We start from the raw sequence: 20,441 nt of genomic DNA, 5'->3' as shown, positions 1-20,441 counted from the left end.
TCGCGCTGCGCTTAGCCGGGCTACAGGATCACAGCCGTCTGCTATGCCGTAGCCCGGGTAAGGCGTTCACGCCGCGACCCGGGAAAGTTCCCCGAGTGCGGCTAATGTCCCGGTATTCACAGTATCTACCAATCATAAATGACAGGGAGTAAGGGCTATGGGAATTAACGAAATCATCATGTACATCATGATGTTCTTTATGCTGATTGCCGCCGTGGACAGGATCCTGTCGCAGTTCGGCGGCTCGGCGCGCTTTCTCGGCAAACTGGGGAAAAGCATTGAGGGATCCGGCGGTCAGTTTGAAGAAGGGTTTATGGCGATGGGCGCGCTGGGCCTGGCGATGGTCGGGATGACCGCCCTGGCGCCGGTGCTGGCCCATCTGCTCGGTCCGGTGATTATCCCGCTGTATGAGATGCTCGGCGCCAACCCGTCGATGTTTGCCGGCACGCTGCTGGCGTGCGACATGGGCGGTTTCTTCCTCGCCAAAGAGCTGGCGGGCGGCGACGTGGCGGCCTGGATGTACTCGGGCCTGATCCTCGGCTCCATGATGGGGCCGACCATTGTGTTCTCCATTCCGGTGGCGCTCGGCATTATCGAACCTGCCGATCGCCGCTGGCTGGCGCTCGGCGTGCTGGCGGGCATTGTCACTATTCCTATCGGCTGTATCGCCGGCGGTCTGGTGGCGATGTATTCCGGGGTGGAGATCAACGGCCAGCCGGTAGCGTTTACCTTCGCGCTGATCCTGATGAATATGATCCCGGTGATCATCGTCGCCGTGCTGGTGGCGCTGGGGCTGAAGTTCATTCCGGAAAAAATGATCAACGGCTTCCAGATCTTCGCCAAATTCCTCGTGGCGCTGATCACCATCGGCCTGGCGGCGGCGGTGATCAAGTTCCTGCTCGGCTGGGAGCTGATCCCAGGACTCGACCCGATCTTTATGGCGCCTGGTGACCAGCCCGGCGAGGTGATGCGCGCCATCGAAGTCATTGGCTCTATCTCCTGCGTGCTGCTCGGCGCTTACCCGATGGTGCTCCTGCTGACCCGCTGGTTTGAAAAGCCGCTGATGCGTGTCGGTAATCTGCTCAAAATCAACAATATGGCTGCCGGCGGCATGGTCGCTACCCTCGCGAACAATATCCCGATGTTCGGCATGATGAAGCAGATGGATACCCGTGGAAAAGTGATCAACTGCGCCTTCTCAGTGTCAGCGGCGTTCGCCCTCGGCGACCATCTCGGTTTTGCGGCGGCCAACATGAACGCCATGATCTTCCCGATGATCGTCGGCAAGCTGGTCGGCGGCGTTACCGCGATTGGCGTGGCGATGCTGCTGGTGCCAAAAGATGAAAACGTACCGGCGCCTGCCAACACCGAAGCGGAGGCGCACTCGTGAACACGCGCCAGCTGTTGAGCGTCGGTATTGATATCGGCACCACCACCACGCAGGTGATCTTCTCGCGCCTCGAGCTGGTGAACCGCGCGGCGGTCTCCCAGGTGCCGCGCTACGAATTCATCAAACGCGACATTAGCTGGCAAAGCCCGGTCTTTTTTACGCCGGTTGATAAGCAGGGAGAACTGAAAGAGGCCGAGCTTGAGGCGCTGATTCTGGCTCAGTACCGGGCCGCCGGGATTGCCCCGCAAGCGGTGGACTCCGGGGCGATCATCATCACTGGTGAAAGCGCGAAAACCCGCAATGCCCGCCCGGCGGTGATGGCGCTCTCGCAGTCGCTGGGCGATTTTGTCGTCGCCAGCGCCGGGCCGCACCTGGAGTCGGTCATTGCCGGACAAGGCGCCGGGGCGCAGACCTTGTCCCGGCAGCGGATGTGCCGGGTGCTTAATATCGATATTGGCGGCGGTACCTCGAACTATGCCCTGTTTGACGCCGGTAACCTCAGCGCCACCGCCTGCCTCAACGTCGGCGGCCGCCTGCTGGAAACCGACGCTCAGGGGCGCGTGGTCCACGCGCACTCGCCAGGACAGCGGATTGTCGATGCGGTATTCGGCCCGGGAACCGATGCTTTATCGTTGACTGCGGGTCAGCTGGCGCAGGTGGCGCGCCGGATGGCGGGGCTGATCGTTGAGGTGATCGACGGCAGGCTCTCACCGCTGGCGCAGGGGCTGATGCAAACCGAAGTACTGCCTGCGGGTGTTCAGCCGGAGGTGATTACTCTTTCCGGCGGAGTGGGGGAGTGCTACCGCCATCAACCCGCCGATCCTTTCTGTTTTTCCGATATCGGGCCGCTGCTGGCCACGGCCCTGCACGAGCATCCGCGCCTGCGTGAAATGAACGTGCAGTTTCCGACGCAAACCGTGCGCGCCACGGTGATTGGCGCCGGGGCGCATACGCTGTCCCTGTCCGGGAGCACCATCTGGCTGGAGAGGGTTCAACTGCCGCTGCGCAATCTGCCGGTGGCTATCCCGCAGGATGCCGCCGATCTGCCGAACGCCTGGCGGCAGGCGCTGACGCAGCTCGATCTGGCCCCCGAGGCGGACGCTTACGTGCTGGCGCTTCCCGCTTCACTTCCGGTGCGCTACGCCACCTTACTGACCGTAATTGACGCCCTGCTGGCGTTTGTCGCCCGCTTTCCCAATCCGCGTCCGCTGCTGCTGGTGGCCGAGCAGGATTTTGGCAAAGCGCTGGGCATGCTGCTGCGGCCGCAGCTTCCACACCTTCCGCTGGCGGTCATCGATGAGGTGAGCGTCCGGGCGGGGGACTATATCGACATTGGTACGCCTCTTTTTGGCGGATCGGTTGTGCCGGTGACGGTGAAATCACTCGCATTTCCTTCCTGAGGGAACGACTTATGAAACTAAAGACCACATTGTTCGGCAATGTTTATCAGTTTAAGGATGTTAAAGAGGTGCTGGCGAAAGCCAACGAACTGCGTTCGGGGGATGTGCTGGCGGGCGTGGCAGCGGAGAGTTCGCAGCAGCGCGTGGCCGCCAAGCAGGTGCTTTCCGATATGACGGTGGCCGATATCCGCAATAACCCGGTGATCCCCTATGAGGAGGATTGCGTGACGCGCCTGATCCAGGATGACGTGAACGAAACCGCCTATCAGCGGATCAAACACTGGACCATCAGCGACCTGCGCGAATACGTGCTCAACGACGAGGTCACCAGCGACGATATCGCCTTTGTCCGCAAAGGGCTGACCTCCGAGGTGGTGGCGGCGGTGGCCAAGATCTGCTCCAACGCCGATCTGATCTATGGCGGCAAAAAAATGCCGGTGATCAAAAAAGCCAATACCACCATCGGTCTGCCGGGGACCTTTAGCTGCCGCCTGCAGCCGAACGATACCCGCGACGACGTGCAGAGTATTGCCGCGCAAATCTACGAAGGGCTCTCCTTCGGTGCGGGCGACGCGGTGATTGGCGTCAACCCGGTCACTGACGACGTGGAGAACCTGAGTCGCGTGCTGGATACGGTGTACGGGGTGATCGACAAGTTTTCCATCCCGACCCAGGGCTGCGTGCTGGCGCACGTCACCACCCAGATCGAAGCTATCCGCCGCGGCGCGCCGGGGGGGCTTATCTTCCAGAGCATCTGCGGCAGCGAAAAAGGGCTAAAAGAGTTCGGCGTCGAACTGGCGATGCTCGATGAAGCGCGGGCGGTGGGAGCGGAGTTTAACCGCATCGCCGGGGAGAACTGTCTTTACTTTGAAACCGGGCAGGGCTCGGCGCTCTCCGCGGGCGCTAACTTCGGCGCCGACCAGGTGACGATGGAAGCGCGTAACTATGGCCTGGCGCGGCACTACGATCCGTTCCTCGTCAACACCGTGGTGGGCTTTATCGGGCCGGAGTACCTCTATAACGACCGACAAATTATTCGCGCCGGGCTGGAAGACCACTTTATGGGCAAGCTGAGCGGCATCTCGATGGGCTGCGACTGCTGCTACACCAACCATGCCGATGCCGATCAGAACCTCAACGAAAACCTGATGATCCTGCTGGCGACCGCTGGCTGCAACTACATCATGGGCATGCCGCTCGGCGACGACATCATGCTCAACTACCAGACTACCGCCTTCCACGATACCGCGACCGTGCGCCAGCTGCTGGGTCTGCGTCCGTCACCGGAGTTCGAAGGCTGGCTGGAACGGATGGGCATTATGGCAAATGGTCGTCTGACCAAACGGGCGGGCGATCCGTCACTGTTCTTCTGATGACGCGGGGATGACACATCATGGATCAAAAACAGATTGAAGACATTGTACGCAGCGTAATGGCGTCAATGGGACAGCCACAGACACAGCCAGAGGCCCCCGTAGCGACGACGCCGGCCTGCCACGCTGCCGCGTGCGCCACCGACGCAACAGTGGAAAGCTGCGCGCTGGATCTGGGCTCTGCGGAAGCGAAAGCCTGGATTGGCGTACAACATCCGCACCGCGCCGAAGTGCTGACCGAACTGAAACGCAGCACCGCAGCGCGCGTTTGCACCGGTCGCGCCGGTCCGCGTCCGCGCACCCTCGCGTTGCTGCGCTTCCTGGCGGATCACTCGCGCTCGAAAGATACGGTGCTCAAAGAGGTGCCGGAGGCGTGGGTGAAAGCGCAGGGGCTGCTGGAAGTGCGTTCGGAAATCAGCGACAAAAATCGCTACCTCACGCGCCCCGATCTGGGACGCCGTCTCAGTCCGGAGGCCATCGATGCGCTGAAGGCGCAGTGCGTGATGGATCCGGATGTGCAGGTGGTGGTGTCCGATGGCCTGTCGACGGATGCCATCACCGCCAACTACGAAGAGATCCTGCCGCCGCTGCTTGCCGGCCTGAAACAGGCGGGTCTGAAGGTCGGGACGCCGTTCTTCGTGCGCTATGGCCGCGTCAAGATTGAAGATCAGATCGGCGAGATCCTCGGCGCGAAGGTGGTGATCCTGCTGGTTGGCGAGCGCCCGGGACTTGGCCAGTCAGAGAGCCTCTCCTGCTACGCGGTGTACTCCCCGCGGGTGGCGACCACCGTCGAGGCCGACCGGACCTGTATCTCCAATATTCACCAGGGCGGCACCCCGCCGGTAGAAGCCGCCGCGGTGATCGTGGATTTAGCCAAACGCATGCTGGAGCAGAAAGCCTCCGGTATCAACATGAGCCGTTAAGGAGGCATCATGCCCGCATTAGATTTGATTCGACCCTCGGTCACTGCCATGCGCGTCATTGCCTCGGTGAATGACGGTTTTGCCCGGGAGCTTAAATTACCGCCACATATACGTAGCCTCGGACTCATCACGGCAGATTCTGATGACGTGACGTATATTGCCGCCGATGAAGCGACAAAGCAGGCGATGGTGGAGGTGGTCTATGGCCGCTCCCTGTATGCCGGAGCAGCTCACGGCCCGTCGCCCACCGCCGGTGAAGTGCTGATTATGCTCGGCGGCCCGAACCCGGCGGAAGTTCGCGCCGGGCTGGATGCCATGATGGCGCATATTGAAAGCGGGGCGGCGTTCCAGTGGGCTAACGACGCGCAAGATACCGCGTTTCTGGCGCACGTGGTGTCGCGTACCGGCTCTTATCTTTCATCCACCGCTGGCATCGCGTTGGGCGATCCGATCGCTTATCTGGTGGCGCCGCCGCTGGAGGCGACGTACGGCATCGATGCGGCGATGAAGTCTGCCGACGTTCAGCTGGTGACCTACGTCCCGCCGCCGTCGGAAACCAACTATTCGGCCGCCTTTTTGACGGGAAGTCAGGCCGCCTGTAAAGCCGCCTGCAACGCCTTTACCGATGCCGTTCTCGATATTGCCCGTCATCCTGTTCAGCGTGCGTAACGGAGGGAGCGATGATCAATGCGCTGGGATTGCTGGAAGTGGAGGGCATGGTCGCCGCTGTAGACGCCGCGGATGCCATGCTCAAGGCGGCCAATGTGCGCCTGCTCAGTCATGAAGTGCTCGACCCCGGCAGATTGACGCTGGTGGTGGAGGGGGATCTGGCGGCCTGTCGTGCCGCGCTGGATGCCGGAAGCGTAGCGGCGGAGCGAACCGGATGTGTGATCAGCCGTCGGGAAATCGGCCGTCCGGAAGAGGATACCCAGTGGCTGATCGGCGGCTTTCAGCCACCGCCGCCAGCGCCCCTGCCGCCTGCTGACCCGGCATCATCGGAAGCGTTACTGACGCTGCTGGCATCAGTTCGTCAGGGCATGACGGCCGGCGAGGTCGCCGCGCATTTTGCCTGGCCGCTGGATAAGGCCCGCCAGGCGCTGGATCAGCTCTTTTCCGCAGGGACGCTACGCAAACGCAGTAGCCGCTATCGTCTCAAAAATCCATAACCTGTCGGAGGTGCCGGGAGCGGCTTGCCCCCGGCTTTAACGATTATGAAAAAGCGTCGTTCTGCAAATTTGCACCATCTCTGTTGCGAGGCGTTACCTGAAAATACCCGGCTGACGCCCCAGGTTGAAATTGACAATATTCATCAACGACACACAACCGATGTGTATGAGCACGCCCTGACCATTACCGCCTGGCAACAGATTTACGATCAGCTGCATCCGGGGCAGTTTCGCGGCGAGTTTACCGAAATTCTGCTCGATGAGATCCAGGTCTTTCGCGAATATACCGGGCTGGCGCTGCGCCAGTCCTGCGTGGTCTGGCCGAACGCCTTTTGGTTTGGTATTCCGGCGGCGCGGGGAGAGCAGGGGTTTATCGGTTCGCAGTGCCTGGGCCGGGCAGAAATCGCCACCCGTCCCGGCGGTACGGAGTTCGAGCTCAGCACACCGGATGATTACACCATCCTCGGAGTAGTCATTTCCCAGGAGGTGATTTCTCGCCATGCCAGTTTCCTGCACCACCCGGAGCGAGTGCTGCATATGCTACGCAACCAGTCAGCGCTGGCAGTTCGGGAGCCGCATAAGGCCGCGCTGTGGGGGTTTGTGCAGCAGGCGCTGGCCACCTTCAGCGAGCATCCGGATACCCTTCATCAGCCTGTGGTGCGCAAGGTGCTGCGGGATAATCTGTTGCTGGCGATGGGGACGATGCTGGAAGAGGCGCAGCCGATGGTGAGCGCGGAGAGTATCAGCCACCAGAGCTACCGCCGCCTGCTGGCGCAGGCCCGCGAATATGTGCTGGAAAACAGCGCGGAGCCGCTAACCGTTCTCGACCTGTGCCAGCAGCTGTACGTCAGCCGTCGCACCCTGCAAAACGCCTTCCAGGCGATTCTGGGGATTGGCCCCAACGCCTGGCTCAAACGGATCCGTCTGAACGCCGTACGCCGGGAGCTGATAAGTCCTTGGTCAGAGCGGGAGACGGTCAAGGAGGCGGCCATGCAGTGGGGATTCTGGCATCTGGGGCAGTTCGCCACCGACTATCAGCAGCTGTTTGCTGAGAAACCGTCGATGACGCTGCACCATCGCCTGCGCCAGTGGGTGTGAGCGAAGCGACGCCGCTGCCGGGTGGCCAGCCGCCATCCGGCCGTTACAGCCAGTCGCGCACCTGAATAAACTCGCTCAGCGCCGCCTCGGGACTGCCGGGCTCGGGCTGATAATCATATTCCCAGCGCACCAGCGGCGGCATCGACATCAGAATCGACTCCGTACGCCCGCCGGTCTGCAGGCCGAACAGGGTGCCGCGGTCCCAGACCAGATTGAACTCGACGTAGCGGCCGCGGCGATAGAGCTGAAAGTGGCGCTCGCGCTCGCCGTACGGCGTGGCTTTTCGGCGTTCGACGATGGGTAAATAGGCGTCAGCATAGCCGTTCCCGACCGCTTGCATAAAGGCGAAGCAGTGGTCAAAATCCGGGGTATTCAGGTCGTCAAAGAACAGACCGCCGATACCGCGCTGCTCCTGGCGGTGCTTGAGATAGAAGTAATCATCGCACCATTTTTTATAGCGCGGATAGACGGCTTCGCCGAACGGCAGACACAGATCGCGGGCGGTACGATGCCAGTGGACGGCATCCTCTTCAAAGCCGTAGTAAGGGGTTAAATCGAAGCCGCCGCCGAACCACCACACCGGGTCGGCGCCAGGCTTTTCGGCAATAAAGAACCGCACGTTGGCATGGCTGGTGGGCACATAGGGGTTAAGCGGATGAACCACCAGCGAGACGCCCATGGCTTCAAAGCTGCGTCCGGCCAGCTCCGGGCGATGGGCCGTTGCCGAGGCGGGCATCGCATCGCCATGGACGTGAGAAAAGTTAACCCCGGCCTGTTCGAACACGTTGCCGTCGCGCAACACCCGGCTGCGCCCGCCGCCACCGCCTTCCCGCTGCCAGGCGTCTTCAATAAACGGTGCGCCATCGACAGCGCTCAGCTGCTGGCAAAGGTTGTCCTGGAGCTGGAGCAGAAAAGTTTTAACCTGCGCGGCATCGGGTTTCATTAACGTCTCTTCGAATGGGCTTTCTGGTTATCGAACCAGTGGAAATAGCTGATAATGCCGTTGGCAATCGCGGTGGCGATTTTCTGCCGGAAAGCGGTGGTGCCGAGCAGTTTCTCCTCGTTCGGGTTGGTGATAAACGAGGTTTCCACCAGCACGGACGGAATGGACGGCGACTTCAGCACCACGAACGCCGCCTGCTCGGTATTGCGGCTGTGCAGCTTATGCACCGGTTTGATCTTTTTCAGGATATGCGAGCCCAGCGTCAGGCTGTTTTTAATGGTGTCGGTCTGCACCAGATCGAACAGCACCTGCTGCAGCAGATGATCTTTATCGGTTGCTTTCTTACCGGCAACTTCATCGGCGCGGTTTTCGCGGTCGGAGAGGTATTTTGCCATGGCGCTACTGGCGCCGCGGTTTGACAGCGCAAACACCGAGGCGCCGGCGGCGCTCGGGTTGGTGAAGCCGTCGGCATGGATCGACATAAACAGATCGGCGCCGTGCTGATGGGCAATCTCCACGCGGTCGTACAGCGGGATAAAGGTATCGCCGGTGCGGGTCAGGCGGGCGTCGATGCCGTTGCTGCGCAAAATGCTGCGCACGTTCTTAGCGATCGCCAGCACTACATGCTTCTCTTTCGAACCGTTATGGCCGATAGCCCCGGTGTCGATACCGCCGTGGCCCGGGTCGAGCATCACAACGCGGCGGGCGCCGGCCTTTTTAGCGGCGGGTTTGCTGTGTCCATTTGATGTTTTCAGTGGCTGCTCTTTTGCGCTGACCTGTGCGGCGACGCCACTCAGCGTCATCGCAGCCAGCCCGGCTTTCAGCACCTGACGGCGCGAAGCAAGTATTTTTAAGGGTTTAAAAGTGCTCATTCGGCCTGAATTGTAAACAAGTGATGTCCAATGTTATATCGTATCGCGTTTGCCGTTACGACCATTCAAAATAAGAATTGTTTTACTTTTCATTTCAATACATGACAAAGTCATATTATGCCATTTTTTGTCGCTGATTTCGCCTGATATTGGCTATCAGTTATATTCGCGCCATAATCACTGTTTTTAACCGTCAATGGTGGGGAATACCATGGAGATTCGCGTTTTTCGCCAGCAGGATTTCGAAGAGGTTGTGACGCTGTGGGAGCGCTGCGATCTGCTGCGCCCGTGGAACGATCCGGAGATGGATATTGAGCGCAAGCTGAATCATGACGTCAGCCTGTTTCTGGTGGCGGAAGTGAATGGCGAAGTGGTCGGCACGGTGATGGGCGGATATGACGGTCATCGCGGATCGGCCTATTATCTCGGCGTCCATCCGGAATATCGTGGCCGGGGTATCGCGAACGCGCTGCTCAACCGGCTCGAGAAAAAGCTGATTGCCCGCGGCTGCCCGAAAATCAACATTATGGTCCGTGAAGACAACGACGTGGTGCAGGGAATGTATGAGCGGCTGGGCTATGAATACGCCGATGTCCTGACCCTGGGCAAGCGCCTGATCGAAGATGAAGAATACTGAGTTTATCCCCGCCGATTTTGATGCCCATGGCCGTCTGCGCCTGCCTTTGCTCTTCTGGTGCGTGCTGTTGTTGCAGGCCCGCACGTGGGTGCTGTTTTTGATGGCCGGCGCATCGCGCCAGCAGGGCGACGCGATTCTTAATCTGTTCTATCCCGATCACGACCGCTTCTGGCTCGGTTTACTTCCCGGCGTGCCGGCGGTGCTGGCCTTTCTGCTTAGCGGCTACCGTCAGCGCCTGCCGCGCGCGTGGCGGGCGATGCGCTGGCTGCTGGTGCTATCGCAATTGCTGCTGTTGCTGTGGCAGCCGATGCTATGGCTGAGCGGCGAATCTCCCTCCTCGCTAACTATCGGGCTGCTGGTGGCGGATGGCTATGCCCTGTGGTGGCTGTTAACCAGCCGTCGCCTGGGCGCCTGTTTTCGCCAGACCACCTTTTAAGGGCACTTTTTGCCGATCGTGAACTCCAACATGCGTTGAATGACTCAGAAAGGATTGTGATATGAAATCGCTACGTTTAATGCTCTGTGCGCTTCCGCTGGCGCTGACCGGCTGCTCCACGATGAGCGCAGTCAACTGGTCGGCGGCCTATCCGTGGAACTGGTTTGGCGCTTCCACCGAGGTGACCGAGCAGGGAGTGGGTAAACTGACGGCTTCCACGCCGCTCAACGAACAGGCTATTAGCGATGCGCTGGGGAGCGACTACCGTTTACGCAGCGGGATGAAGACCGATAAGGGCAATATCGTCCACTATTTTGAAGCGCTGAAAGACAACAGCGTGGCGCTGACCATCAATGGCGACAACGGTACCATCAGCCGGATTGACGTGCGTGATGCCGAAATCAAAACCGCCAGCGGCGTGAAAATCGGCACACCGTTTAGCGACCTGTACAGCAAAGCCTTCGGCAACTGCCAGAAAGGCAGCAATGACAATGGCGCGGTCGTCGAGTGTCAGGCCGAGGGGAGCCAGCATATCAGCTATGCCTTTACCGGCCACTGGAGCGGCCCGGACGAACTGATGCCCTCCGACGATACGCTGAAAAACTGGAAGGTCAGCAAAATTATCTGGCGTCGCTAAATTGATCTGAAGAGACACGACGGCCCTGAAAAACGGTTACAATGGCGCGTTAGCAACGCGATAGCGTTGTGGTTGCATCATTTCAGGAGGAGCGATGTCTCAGGTTCAGAGCGGCATTTTGCCGGAACATTGCCGCGCGGCGATTTGGATTGAAGCCAATGTCAAAGGGGACGTTAACGCCCTGCGCGAAGCGAGCAAAAATTTTGTCGATAACGTGGCCACCTTCCAGGCTAAATTCCCTGACGCCAAACTCGGGGCGGTGGTGGCGTTCGGCAATAACGTCTGGCGTCAGCTGAGCGGCGGCGAAGGGGCGGAAGAGTTAAAAGATTTTCCGGTCTATGGCAAAGGGCTGGCGCCGTCCACCCAGTATGACCTGCTGATTCATATTTTATCCGCCCGCCATGAAGTTAACTTCTCGGTGGCGCAGGCCGCGATGGCTGCCTTTGGCGATGCTATCGACGTGAAAGAAGAGATCCACGGTTTCCGTTGGGTGGAAGAGCGTGATCTCAGCGGCTTCGTCGACGGCACCGAAAACCCGGCGGGGGAAGAAACCCGCCGCGAAGTGGCGGTCATTAAAGACGGTGTTGACGCGGGCGGCAGCTACGTGTTCGTCCAGCGCTGGGAGCATAATCTCAAACAGCTGAACCGCATGAGCGTACCGGATCAGGAGATGATGATCGGCCGTACCAAAGAAGCCAACGAAGAGATCGATGGCGACGAGCGTCCGGTCACGTCGCACCTGAGCCGCGTGGACTTAAAAGAAGATGGCAAAGGGCTGAAAATCGTCCGTCAGAGCCTGCCGTACGGCACCGCCAGCGGCACCCATGGTCTCTATTTCTGCGCCTACTGCGCGCGCCTGTATAACATCGAGCAGCAGCTGCTGAGCATGTTCGGCGATACCGACGGCAAACGCGACGCGATGCTGCGCTTCACTAAACCGGTGACCGGCGGCTATTACTTCGCGCCATCCCTGGAGCGTATTCAGGCGCTGTAATTTTTTCCCCTCACCCTAACCCTCTCCCCAAGGGGGAGAGGGAACCGTTCGGTGCGGTTATGGAATCTGCGTGCGGACTCTCTTTCTCCCTCTCCCTCAGGGAGAGGGGCGGGGTGAGGGCATCGGCGACTCAAGCGCTTCAAGTATTCTCTGCATCACCGCATCCTCATACTCTTCAAACTCATTATTCCAGAAGCGTAAAACCCGCCATCCCTGGCTCTGTAGCCAGCGGGTGCGGCGAACATCGTAGGCACGCCTCTCATCGTGTTGGCCGCCGTTCAGTTCAATCGCCAGCCGTGTTGCGCAGCAGGCAAAATCGAGAATATAGGGACCCACGGGATGCTGGCGGCGAAACTTATAGCAAGCAAAATGGCGGTTGCGCAGTAAGTACCATAGTCGACGTTCTGTTGGCGTTAAGCTACGTCTGAGCTGACGAGCAAATATCTGTGTGTTTTTCATATAAACACAGTGCACGCCTGGCTGCCGTTTGTCACAATGACACGTCTAATCTGCGAGCCGCTTTCAGCAAAGCTTTGCCAGTTGCTTATTCTCTTTTCGACTTCCAAATCGCCAAACGGTATATAAAACCGTTACTCCTTTCGTACCCGTTATAAATATGATGATCATCAGAAAATGTTCAACGTTGATAAGGGTGCGCAATGGCCGTTAAATCACTGAAAAAAGGATATCTGGCGCTGGCGGCTTCCATGCTGCTGGCCGCGCAGGCGCAGGCGACGGAGCTGCTGAACAGCTCCTATGATGTCTCCCGCGAGCTGTTTGCCGCCCTCAACCCGCCTTTTGAGCAGCAGTGGGCGAAGGACAATGGCGGGGACACGCTGACGATTAAGCAGTCGCATGCCGGTTCATCCAAGCAGGCGCTGGCGATCCTGCAGGGCCTGAAGGCGGACGTGGTCACCTACAACCAGGTGACGGACGTGCAGATCCTGCATGATAAAGGCAACCTGATCCCGGCCGACTGGCAAAGCCGCCTGCCGAACAACAGCTCACCGTTCTATTCGACGATGGGTTTCCTGGTGCGTAAAGGCAACCCGAAAAACATTCATGACTGGAACGATCTGGTTCGTTCTGACGTCAAGCTGATTTTCCCGAACCCGAAAACCTCGGGTAACGCCCGATACACCTACCTCGCGGCATGGGGCGCGGCGGATAAAGCCGACGGCGGCGATAAAGCCAAAACCGAACAGTTTATGACCCAGTTTCTGAAGAACGTCGAAGTCTTTGATACCGGCGGACGCGGGGCGACCACCACTTTTGCTGAACGCGGCCTGGGCGATGTGCTGATTAGCTTCGAATCGGAAGTGAACAATATTCGTAAGCAGTATGAGGCGCAGGGATTTGAAGTGGTGATCCCGAAAACCAACATTCTGGCGGAGTTCCCGGTGGCCTGGGTGGATAAAAACGTCAAAGCCAATGGCACGGAAAAGGCGGCGAAAGCCTACCTGAACTGGCTCTACAGCCCGCAGGCGCAAACCATCATTACCGACTACTACTACCGGGTAAACAACCCGAAAGTGATGGACGCCCTGAAGGGTAAATTCCCGCAGACCGAGCTGTTCCGCGTAGAGGACAAGTTTGGCTCCTGGCCTGAGGTGATGAAAACCCACTTCGCCAGCGGCGGCGAACTGGACAAACTGCTGGCGGCGGGGCGTAAGTAATGTTTGCTGTGTCGTCCAAGCGCGTGCTGCCAGGCTTTACCCTGAGCCTCGGCACCAGCCTGCTGTTTGTCTGTCTGATTTTGTTATTACCGCTCAGCGCGCTGGTGATGCAGCTGGCGCAGATGAGCTGGGTGCAATACTGGGATGTGATCACCAATCCGCAGGTGGTGGCGGCCTATAAGGTGACGCTGCTGTCGGCGTTTGTGGCCTCGATTTTTAACGGCGTCTTTGGTCTGCTGATGGCCTGGATCCTCACTCGTTATCGTTTTCCGGGCCGCACGCTGCTGGATGCCTTAATGGACCTGCCGTTTGCGCTGCCGACGGCGGTGGCCGGCCTGACACTGGCTTCGCTGTTTTCGGTTAACGGAATTTACGGTGAATGGCTGGCGAAGTTCGATATTAAAGTGACCTATACCTGGCTCGGCATCGCCGTGGCGATGGCCTTCACCAGCATCCCGTTCGTGGTACGTACCGTGCAGCCGGTGCTGGAGGAGTTGGGACCCGAGTATGAGGAAGCGGCGGAAACGCTGGGCGCGACGCGCTGGCAGAGTTTCCGCAAAGTGGTGCTGCCGGAGCTGTCGCCGGCGCTGCTGGCGGGCATTGCCCTGTCGTTTACCCGTAGCCTCGGCGAGTTTGGCGCGGTGATTTTTATCGCTGGCAACATCGCGTGGAAGACAGAGGTGACCTCGCTGATGATCTTTATTCGTCTGCAGGAGTTTGACTATCCGGCGGCGAGCGCGATCGCCTCGGTGATCCTGGCTGCCTCACTGCTGCTGCTCTTTTCCATCAATACCCTGCAGAGTCGCTTTGGTCGACGCGTGGTAGGTCACTAATGGCGGAAGTTACTCAATTGAAACGCTACGACGCGCCCCGCATCAACTGGGGGAAATGGTTTCTGATTGGCGTCGGGATGGTGGTCTCCGCCTTCATCCTCGTCGTGCCGATGCTCTATATCTTTATCCAGGCCTTCAGCAAAGGGCTGATGCCGGTGCTGGAAAACCTGGCCAACCCGGACATGCTGCATGCCATCTGGCTGACGGTGATGATTGCGTTGATTACCGTACCGGTGAACCTGGTGTTCGGTACGCTGCTGGCCTGGCTGGTGACACGTTTTACTTTTCCCGGCCGCCAGCTGCTGCTGACGTTACTGGATATCCCGTTTGCCGTCTCGCCGGTGGTGGCCGGTCTGGTGTATCTGCTGTTTTATGGCTCTAACGGCCCGCTGGGCGGTTGGCTTGATGCGCATAACCTGCAGATCATGTTCGCCTGGCCGGGCATGGTGCTGGCGACCATCTTTGTCACCTGTCCGTTTGTGGTGCGCGAGCTGGTGCCGGTGATGATGAGCCAGGGCAGTCATGAAGATGAAGCTGCGGTGCTGCTGGGCGCTTCCGGCTGGCAGATGTTCCGTCGGGTGACGTTGCCGAATATTCGCTGGGCGCTGCTGTACGGCGTGGTATTGACCAACGCCCGCGCCATCGGCGAATTTGGCGCAGTGTCGGTAGTCTCCGGTTCGATTCGTGGAGAAACGCTGTCGCTGCCGCTGCAAATTGAACTACTGGAGCAGGATTACAATACCGTCGGCTCGTTTACCGCTGCGGCCCTGCTGACGTTAATGGCTATTCTGACCCTGTTTTTAAAGAGTATGTTGCAATGGCGTCTGGCCAATCAGAAAGAACGCGCGCAACAGGAGGGAAATCATGAGCATTGAGATTGCCAATATTAAGAAATCGTTTGGTCGCACCCAGGTGCTGAATGATATCTCGCTGGATATCCCTTCCGGACAAATGGTTGCGCTGCTGGGGCCCTCGGGCTCCGGAAAAACCACCTTGCTGCGAATTATCGCCGGGCTGGAGCATCAGACCAGCGGTCATATCCGCTTCCACGGCACCGACGTCAGCCGGATGCACGCCCGCGACCGTAAAGTGGGTTTCGTCTTCCAGCACTATGCGCTGTTCCGTCATATGACGGTGTTCGATAACATCGCCTTTGGCCTGACCGTGCTGCCGCGCCGTGAACGACCCAATGCGGCGGCGATTAAAGCCAAAGTGACCAAACTGCTGGAGATGGTGCAGCTAGCCCATCTGGCTGATCGCTATCCGGCGCAGTTGTCCGGCGGCCAGAAACAGCGTGTGGCGCTGGCGCGCGCGCTGGCGGTGGAGCCGCAAATTCTGTTGCTGGATGAACCCTTCGGCGCGCTGGATGCGCAGGTGCGTAAAGAGCTGCGCCGCTGGCTGCGTCAGCTGCATGAAGAGTTAAAATTTACCAGCGTGTTCGTCACCCACGATCAGGAAGAGGCGCTGGAAGTTGCTGACCGGGTGGTGGTGATGAGTCAGGGCAACATCGAACAAGCCGATGCCCCGGAGCGCGTGTGGCGTGAACCGTCGACCCGTTTCGTACTGGAGTTTATGGGCGAAGTAAACCGCCTGCAGGGCATTATCCGCGGTGGACAGTTCCACGTTGGCGCGCACCGATGGCCGTTAGGCTATACCCCAACATACCAGGGGCCGGTGGATCTGTTCCTGCGTCCGTGGGAAGTGGACATCAGCCGCCGGACCAGCCTGGATTCCCCGCTGCCGGTGCAGGTGCTGGAAGCCAGCCCGAAAGGGCACTACACCCAATTAGTCGTTCAGCCTCTGGGGTGGTATGACGAACCGCTGAGCGTGGTGCTGGCGGGCGATGAGGCGCCGTCCCGCGGCGAACGGCTGTTCGTTGGCCTGCAAAACGCGCGCCTGTATAACGGTACCGAGCGTATCGAGCCGCGCGGCGAGCTTGCTCTGGCGGAGTCGGCCTGATAGCTTATTGAGCAGGTCTATCGCCCGGTAAGGCTACGCTTTCCGGGCCTGGAATTTTTACGCGTCTTGTAGGCCGGGTAAGCGAAGCGCAACCCGGCTTTTTTATTGAGTAAAAATCGTGAATACACTCGAACACACCATCGGCAATACCCCTCTGGTCAAGCTTCAGCGTCTGGGTCCTGACAACGGCAGCGAAGTTTGGGTCAAACTCGAAGGCAATAATCCGGCCGGCTCGGTAAAAGACCGCGCCGCGCTGTCGATGATCGTCGAAGCGGAAAAGCGCGGCGAAATTCAGCCCGGCGACGTGCTGATCGAAGCGACCAGTGGTAACACCGGTATTGCGCTGGCGATGATCGCCGCGCTGAAAGGCTATCACATGAAGCTGCTGATGCCTGACAACATGAGCCAGGAGCGCCGGGCGGCGATGCGTGCCTACGGCGCCGAGCTGATTCTGGTCACCAAAGAGCAGGGAATGGAGGGGGCCCGTGACCTGGCCCTCGAGATGGCGCAACGCGGAGAGGGCAAACTGCTCGATCAGTTTAACAACCCGGATAACCCCTACGCCCACTACACTACCACCGGGCCGGAAATCTGGCAGCAGACCGCGGGACGTATCACCCACTTTGTCTCCAGCATGGGGACCACCGGCACCATTACCGGCGTATCGCGCTTTTTGCGCGAACAGAGTAAACCGGTGGCCATTGTCGGCCTGCAGCCGGAAGAGGGCAGCAGTATTCCCGGGATCCGTCGCTGGCCGGCAGAGTATATGCCGGGGATCTTTAACGCTTCGCTGGTGGATGCGGTGCTGGATATTCATCAGCAGGATGCCGAGAATACCATGCGCCAGCTGGCGGTGCGGGAAGGCATTTTCTGCGGCGTCAGTTCGGGCGGCGCGGTGGCGGGCGCGTTACGCATTGCCCGTGAAAATCCTGGCGCGGTGGTGGTGGCGATCGTCTGCGATCGCGGCGATCGTTACCTTTCTACCGGCGTGTTCGGCGAAGAACATTTTAGCCAGGGGGCTGGCATTTAATCATCAAGCAGGTCGGTGCCGTAGGAGTTATCGACGGTGCACAGCCAGCGCTCGCCCTGCTTCTGAAAGACATAGGTGGCGCGCCGCGTGACCTGGGATATCCCGTCCGCCGTCGGGATATCCAGCCGGGTCTCCATAATCACCAGCGCATTGCCGCCGCCTTCAATAACCTCCATTTTCCCCTGAGTCACCACCAGTCGGTGCTGGAAATAGTCGGCAATGGCGATAAAGGCTTTGCGGATATTTTCTTTCCCTCTGACCACCATGCCCGGTTTGACGACCAGCGCGGCGTCTTCTGCGTAATAGGCCATCAGGGTATCGTAATCTTCCTGTGAGATAGCGCGGTCGCAGGCTTCAATGACCGCCTTCAGTGCCAGGTCAGTGTGATGCATCTCTGGTGCTCCTTCTTGTGAGCGATTTGTCCGCCACCGGGACTGTTTTATTCGTCCGGGCGAGCAGGGTATGCAGGTAAGACTGTGCCTGCTTTCGTTTGCTTTTTCATTAATTTATCGGCAGCTGCCATCACTCACCTGTGCGGCAGATGCTTCAACATGCCGAATGATACGGCCTGCATCAGGGTTGATTTAAGACCAGCGCAATATCAGCCGCCAGGCGGGAAATCTCAGCGTCACTCAGACGGCCCAGCGACAGGCGCAGCCCGTGCGCAGGCGTTCGGACACCAAATATTTCCCCCTCCCGGACCAGCCAGCCGGCGCGGGCCAGGCGTAAGGCGTAGGGCTGGCTCGCCGCTGGCAGCGGCAGCCAGAAATTGAGTCCATCGCCAGGCGTAGCATGGCTGTGGCCGTGCCGGGCCAGCGCCGCCGCCAGTTTCTCATTCTGCTGGCGATAATGACGACGGGTCTCCGTCATCGAGGCGATAAACGCCTCATCGGTCAGACAGGCCAGCGTCAGGTCCTGCAGCAGATGGCTGACCCACTGGCTGCCGGCGTTAAGCCGCAGGCGCAGCGCCGCTGAGGTATCGGCATCGCTGGCGATAAAGGCCAGCCGCAGGTCTGGCCCGAGGGTTTTTGACATTGAGCGCACCAGCGCCCAGCGTTGCGTACTTGCAGGAAGAGGGGAGTGCCATGGCGTGGCCGACAGCAGGGCAAAATGGTCATCAACAATCGCCAGTACCTGCGGATAGCGGGCCAGCACCTCCCGCAGGGCATGCGCCCGGGTTTCCGTCAGGCTACAGCCGGTAGGATTATGCGCGCGCGGGGTTAAGATCACCGCCCGTGCGCCGTTGCGTAACGCCTCCTCCAGGCCGTCAGGATCCATCCCCTCAGCATCCACCGCCACCGGGCAGGGGGTAAAGCCGGCGTAACGCACCATATTGATGCTGCTGAGAAAACAGGGATCTTCGACCACCACGCCGTCGCCGGGCAGCAGCAGAGCGCACAGCAGACGCTCCAGGGCGTCAATCGCTCCGCTGGCGAGATTCACCGCAAAGGGAACCGCTATCTCTTTGGCAAACCACGCCTCGGCCCATTGACCAAGCCGCGGCTCGATGGGAGCATCGCCATACAGGCGTGGTGTGCGGGCAAGCTGGCCCAGATAACGGGTTAATTCAGGCAGTCTGGCGGGGTCCGGATTGCCGCTGGAGATATCGTTCAGCGGCGTCGTTGGGTCACCGCCCTCCAGCGCCGGCAGCGGATCCCGTGCTTTAATGGCCGTGCCGTTTCGTCCCTGGCTGACGGCCAGCCCGGAGGTGACCAGCCGTTTATAGGCGGCGGCGACGGTATTGCGATTCACCTCCAGCTGGCTGGCGAGCTCGCGTACCGGTGGCAGAACCTCTCCGGGCCGCAACCCACCGCTCTGCACCAGATGGCGGATATGATCGAAGATATCGCTGGCGGTTTTTCCGGTAAACATTATTGACCTATGACAAAATGAAATTTAGCATAGGACGAATCATAATCAGTGCGTGACCCGCTGTCCAGCGGGGGGAGAAAAGATGGGCCAGCAAGATGACATACAATCAGTGCTCTTTCACGACACAAGCCGGGCGTCGGAAGTCGATATCGTCGCTGTGCAGTCCCAGGTAGTCTATGGCAGCGTTGGCAACAGCATCGCGGTTCCGGCCATTAAACAGCACGGTTTGCGCGTGCTGGCGGTGCCGACGGTACTGTTCAGCAATACGCCCCATTATGAGACGTTCTATGGCGGCATTATTCCGGAGGAGTGGTTTGTTGGGTATCTGCAGGCGCTGGAGGAACGCGATGCGTTGCGCGAACTGCGTGCAGTGACCACCGGCTATATGGGCAACGCCGTGCAAATCGAACGTCTGGCACAGTGGCTGACGCGGGTGCGGGCCCGCCATCCCGGGCTGTGCATTCTGGTGGATCCGGTCATCGGCGATGTCGACAGCGGCATCTACGTTAAGGCTGAGATCCCGGACGCCTATCGTCAGCATCTTCTGCCACTGGCGCAAGGGATCACCCCCAATCTGTTTGAGCTGGAAACGCTGAGCGGCCAGCGCTGTCGCAATCAGCAGGAGGCGGTCGCCGCGGCGCGAAGCCTGCTGTCAGATACCCTCAAATGGGTGGTGATCACCAGCGCGCCGGGAGAGGCGCGTTCGACGATAAATGTGCTGGTGGTGACGGCCGATGCGGTGGAGGTGGTGGCCCACCCGCGGGTGGAAACGGACCTGAAGGGAACGGGCGATCTGTTCTGTGCAGAGCTGGTGAGCGGTCTGCTCACCGGCCTGGCGCTGGGGGCGGCGACGCAGGCTGCCGCCCGGCGCGTGCTGGAGGTCATGAACTGGACTGCCGCGCAGGGGTGTGACGAACTGATCCTGCCGCCACGGGAGAAAAACTGATGAAAAGCTATCGGTTAGTGATCCGCCAACAGGGGCGCATTGTCGGTCATTTTGATACCACAGGGGAGGCGGCGCTGGAGGATGCCTGCGTAGCGCGGTCGCTGTTCGGCCTGGCCGGAGGGTACCAGTGCGATCTGCTGGTCTCTGACAGTGAGCGTCGTATTCTGGAGAGCACGCCGGAGGGATTGCGCATTCTGTCCCGGGAGAAGTGCTATCAGCCGGTGACCAGCGCGATATAAAAAAATGGCGCCTTTCG

23 protein-coding genes are annotated in these 20,441 nt (G+C 59.6%); 18 read left to right on the top strand and 5 right to left on the bottom strand.

The genetic code is table 11. From position 1 onward, the window contains the following. The first annotated feature begins 157 nt into the window (after positions 1 to 157). The 7 genes from eutH to eutR are packed head-to-tail and all read left to right on the top strand — an operon-like array spanning position 158 to position 7,350. Positions 158 to 1,390: an ethanolamine utilization protein EutH gene (gene eutH, locus FHW76_RS04265; protein WP_008803853.1), complete on the top strand. Its 1,233-nt coding sequence runs from the start codon at positions 158 to 160 to the stop codon at positions 1,388 to 1,390. Continuing rightward, complete coding sequence (gene eutA, locus FHW76_RS04260) at positions 1,387 to 2,790, top strand: ethanolamine ammonia-lyase reactivating factor EutA (RefSeq protein WP_038421629.1); 1,404 nt, start codon at positions 1,387 to 1,389, stop codon at positions 2,788 to 2,790. The genes eutH and eutA overlap by 4 nt, the downstream gene beginning before the upstream one ends. 11 nt (positions 2,791 to 2,801) lie before the next feature. Then, positions 2,802 to 4,163, top strand: a complete 1,362-nt coding sequence (eutB, locus tag FHW76_RS04255; RefSeq protein ID WP_012967470.1) for an ethanolamine ammonia-lyase subunit alpha — start codon at positions 2,802 to 2,804, stop codon at positions 4,161 to 4,163. Positions 4,164 to 4,183: 20 nt separating this feature from the next. Further along, the gene (gene eutC, locus FHW76_RS04250; protein ID WP_012967471.1) at positions 4,184 to 5,086 is read left to right on the top strand and encodes an ethanolamine ammonia-lyase subunit EutC; all 903 of its coding nucleotides are present in this window, start codon (positions 4,184 to 4,186) and stop codon (positions 5,084 to 5,086) included. Between the two features lie 9 nt (positions 5,087 to 5,095). Further along, entirely contained in the window at positions 5,096 to 5,755 is a 660-nt protein-coding gene (gene eutL / locus FHW76_RS04245; RefSeq protein WP_008803857.1) for an ethanolamine utilization microcompartment protein EutL, read from the top strand. Between the two features lie 11 nt (positions 5,756 to 5,766). After that, positions 5,767 to 6,252 carry an ethanolamine utilization microcompartment protein EutK gene (gene eutK / locus FHW76_RS04240; RefSeq protein WP_008803858.1) on the top strand — a complete coding sequence of 162 codons (486 nt, stop codon included), beginning with the start codon at positions 5,767 to 5,769 and terminating at the stop codon, positions 6,250 to 6,252. A gap of 45 nt (positions 6,253 to 6,297) precedes the next feature. Then, complete coding sequence (gene eutR / locus FHW76_RS04235; protein WP_110209660.1) at positions 6,298 to 7,350, top strand: HTH-type transcriptional regulator EutR; 1,053 nt, start codon at positions 6,298 to 6,300, stop codon at positions 7,348 to 7,350. A 43-nt stretch (positions 7,351 to 7,393) separates the two neighbouring features. Here eutR and hemF read toward each other — a convergent pair whose 3' ends face one another. Together hemF and amiA are read right to left on the bottom strand one after the other, a co-directional pair. Then, a complete protein-coding gene (hemF, locus tag FHW76_RS04230; protein ID WP_023298048.1) occupies positions 7,394 to 8,293 on the bottom strand; it encodes an oxygen-dependent coproporphyrinogen oxidase in 900 nt (299 codons plus the stop codon). Further along, complete coding sequence (gene amiA / locus FHW76_RS04225; protein ID WP_008803861.1) at positions 8,293 to 9,165, bottom strand: N-acetylmuramoyl-L-alanine amidase AmiA; 873 nt, start codon at positions 9,163 to 9,165, stop codon at positions 8,293 to 8,295. The genes hemF and amiA overlap by 1 nt, the downstream gene beginning before the upstream one ends. A gap of 211 nt (positions 9,166 to 9,376) precedes the next feature. Here amiA and FHW76_RS04220 point away from each other — a divergent pair, with 211 nt between their 5' ends. The 4 genes from FHW76_RS04220 (at position 9,377) to FHW76_RS04205 (ending at position 11,869) form a co-directional block, all read left to right on the top strand. Further along, a complete protein-coding gene (locus FHW76_RS04220) occupies positions 9,377 to 9,802 on the top strand; it encodes a GNAT family acetyltransferase (protein WP_002913637.1) in 426 nt (141 codons plus the stop codon). Then, positions 9,789 to 10,238, top strand: a complete 450-nt coding sequence (locus tag FHW76_RS04215) for a DUF2919 domain-containing protein (protein WP_008803862.1) — start codon at positions 9,789 to 9,791, stop codon at positions 10,236 to 10,238. The genes FHW76_RS04220 and FHW76_RS04215 overlap by 14 nt, the downstream gene beginning before the upstream one ends. Before the next feature lie 61 nt (positions 10,239 to 10,299). Beyond that, positions 10,300 to 10,875, top strand: a complete 576-nt coding sequence (locus tag FHW76_RS04210; protein WP_008803863.1) for an RpoE-regulated lipoprotein — start codon at positions 10,300 to 10,302, stop codon at positions 10,873 to 10,875. Between the two features lie 94 nt (positions 10,876 to 10,969). Beyond that, entirely contained in the window at positions 10,970 to 11,869 is a 900-nt protein-coding gene (locus tag FHW76_RS04205) for a Dyp-type peroxidase (RefSeq protein ID WP_008803864.1), read from the top strand. Positions 11,870 to 11,965: 96 nt separating this feature from the next. Here the strand turns inward: FHW76_RS04205 and FHW76_RS04200 are convergent, their stop codons facing one another. After that, a complete protein-coding gene (locus FHW76_RS04200; protein WP_072025790.1) occupies positions 11,966 to 12,328 on the bottom strand; it encodes an endonuclease domain-containing protein in 363 nt (120 codons plus the stop codon). Positions 12,329 to 12,528: 200 nt separating this feature from the next. Here FHW76_RS04200 and cysP point away from each other — a divergent pair, with 200 nt between their 5' ends. The 5 genes from cysP to cysM all read left to right on the top strand — a co-directional run bounded on the left by cysP (position 12,529) and on the right by cysM (position 17,367). Further along, a complete protein-coding gene (gene cysP, locus FHW76_RS04195; RefSeq protein WP_082227915.1) occupies positions 12,529 to 13,545 on the top strand; it encodes a thiosulfate/sulfate ABC transporter substrate-binding protein CysP in 1,017 nt (338 codons plus the stop codon). Further along, positions 13,545 to 14,378: a sulfate/thiosulfate ABC transporter permease CysT gene (gene cysT / locus FHW76_RS04190; protein ID WP_042936728.1), complete on the top strand. Its 834-nt coding sequence runs from the start codon at positions 13,545 to 13,547 to the stop codon at positions 14,376 to 14,378. Before cysP ends, cysT begins: the two co-directional genes overlap by 1 nt. Next, positions 14,378 to 15,253, top strand: coding sequence for a sulfate/thiosulfate ABC transporter permease CysW (cysW, locus tag FHW76_RS04185; RefSeq protein WP_008803867.1), 876 nt, complete (start codon positions 14,378 to 14,380; stop codon positions 15,251 to 15,253). Before cysT ends, cysW begins: the two co-directional genes overlap by 1 nt. Further along, entirely contained in the window at positions 15,243 to 16,337 is a 1,095-nt protein-coding gene (cysA, locus tag FHW76_RS04180; RefSeq protein ID WP_012540937.1) for a sulfate/thiosulfate ABC transporter ATP-binding protein CysA, read from the top strand. The genes cysW and cysA overlap by 11 nt, the downstream gene beginning before the upstream one ends. Before the next feature lie 118 nt (positions 16,338 to 16,455). Beyond that, a complete protein-coding gene (gene cysM / locus FHW76_RS04175) occupies positions 16,456 to 17,367 on the top strand; it encodes a cysteine synthase CysM (protein WP_012540938.1) in 912 nt (303 codons plus the stop codon). Here the strand turns inward: cysM and FHW76_RS04170 are convergent. Both FHW76_RS04170 and ptsJ read right to left on the bottom strand, forming a co-directional pair. Next, positions 17,364 to 17,759, bottom strand: a complete 396-nt coding sequence (locus FHW76_RS04170; protein WP_008803870.1) for a nuclear transport factor 2 family protein — start codon at positions 17,757 to 17,759, stop codon at positions 17,364 to 17,366. The two genes, cysM and FHW76_RS04170, sit on opposite strands and share 4 nt — an antisense overlap. Positions 17,760 to 17,940: 181 nt before the next feature. After that, positions 17,941 to 19,239 (bottom strand): transcriptional regulator PtsJ, encoded by a 1,299-nt coding sequence (gene ptsJ / locus FHW76_RS04165; protein WP_023323079.1) that lies wholly within the window; start codon positions 19,237 to 19,239, stop codon positions 17,941 to 17,943. Positions 19,240 to 19,321: 82 nt separating this feature from the next. On the opposite strand from ptsJ, the gene pdxK reads away from it, so the two are divergent. Beyond that, positions 19,322 to 20,185, top strand: a complete 864-nt coding sequence (gene pdxK / locus FHW76_RS04160) for a pyridoxine/pyridoxal/pyridoxamine kinase (protein ID WP_012540940.1) — start codon at positions 19,322 to 19,324, stop codon at positions 20,183 to 20,185. Next, positions 20,185 to 20,424: a hypothetical protein gene (locus FHW76_RS04155; protein ID WP_012540941.1), complete on the top strand. Its 240-nt coding sequence runs from the start codon at positions 20,185 to 20,187 to the stop codon at positions 20,422 to 20,424. The genes pdxK and FHW76_RS04155 overlap by 1 nt, the downstream gene beginning before the upstream one ends. Positions 20,425 to 20,441: the final 17 nt, after the last annotated feature.

Source organism: Klebsiella sp. RC2 (assembly GCF_014192815.1).
Taxonomy (GTDB): Bacteria; Pseudomonadota; Gammaproteobacteria; order Enterobacterales; family Enterobacteriaceae; genus Klebsiella; species Klebsiella variicola.
This window is presented reverse-complemented; position numbering and strand designations above follow the sequence as displayed.

Coding starts and splice junctions, on each gene's coding strand:
- eutH (WP_008803853.1), top strand. CDS start 158: ATGGGAATTAACGAAATCATCATGTACATCATGATGTTCTTTATGCTG.
- eutB (WP_012967470.1), top strand. CDS start 2,802: ATGAAACTAAAGACCACATTGTTCGGCAATGTTTATCAGTTTAAGGAT.
- eutC (WP_012967471.1), top strand. CDS start 4,184: ATGGATCAAAAACAGATTGAAGACATTGTACGCAGCGTAATGGCGTCA.
- eutL (WP_008803857.1), top strand. CDS start 5,096: ATGCCCGCATTAGATTTGATTCGACCCTCGGTCACTGCCATGCGCGTC.
- eutK (WP_008803858.1), top strand. CDS start 5,767: ATGATCAATGCGCTGGGATTGCTGGAAGTGGAGGGCATGGTCGCCGCT.
- eutR (WP_110209660.1), top strand. CDS start 6,298: ATGAAAAAGCGTCGTTCTGCAAATTTGCACCATCTCTGTTGCGAGGCG.
- hemF (WP_023298048.1), bottom strand. CDS start 8,293: ATGAAACCCGATGCCGCGCAGGTTAAAACTTTTCTGCTCCAGCTCCAG.
- amiA (WP_008803861.1), bottom strand. CDS start 9,165: ATGAGCACTTTTAAACCCTTAAAAATACTTGCTTCGCGCCGTCAGGTG.
- FHW76_RS04220 (WP_002913637.1), top strand. CDS start 9,377: ATGGAGATTCGCGTTTTTCGCCAGCAGGATTTCGAAGAGGTTGTGACG.
- FHW76_RS04215 (WP_008803862.1), top strand. CDS start 9,789: ATGAAGAATACTGAGTTTATCCCCGCCGATTTTGATGCCCATGGCCGT.
- FHW76_RS04210 (WP_008803863.1), top strand. CDS start 10,300: ATGAAATCGCTACGTTTAATGCTCTGTGCGCTTCCGCTGGCGCTGACC.
- FHW76_RS04205 (WP_008803864.1), top strand. CDS start 10,970: ATGTCTCAGGTTCAGAGCGGCATTTTGCCGGAACATTGCCGCGCGGCG.
- FHW76_RS04200 (WP_072025790.1), bottom strand. CDS start 12,328: ATGAAAAACACACAGATATTTGCTCGTCAGCTCAGACGTAGCTTAACG.
- cysP (WP_082227915.1), top strand. CDS start 12,529: ATGGCCGTTAAATCACTGAAAAAAGGATATCTGGCGCTGGCGGCTTCC.
- cysT (WP_042936728.1), top strand. CDS start 13,545: ATGTTTGCTGTGTCGTCCAAGCGCGTGCTGCCAGGCTTTACCCTGAGC.
- cysW (WP_008803867.1), top strand. CDS start 14,378: ATGGCGGAAGTTACTCAATTGAAACGCTACGACGCGCCCCGCATCAAC.
- cysA (WP_012540937.1), top strand. CDS start 15,243: ATGAGCATTGAGATTGCCAATATTAAGAAATCGTTTGGTCGCACCCAG.
- FHW76_RS04170 (WP_008803870.1), bottom strand. CDS start 17,759: ATGCATCACACTGACCTGGCACTGAAGGCGGTCATTGAAGCCTGCGAC.
- ptsJ (WP_023323079.1), bottom strand. CDS start 19,239: ATGTTTACCGGAAAAACCGCCAGCGATATCTTCGATCATATCCGCCAT.
- pdxK (WP_012540940.1), top strand. CDS start 19,322: ATGGGCCAGCAAGATGACATACAATCAGTGCTCTTTCACGACACAAGC.
- FHW76_RS04155 (WP_012540941.1), top strand. CDS start 20,185: ATGAAAAGCTATCGGTTAGTGATCCGCCAACAGGGGCGCATTGTCGGT.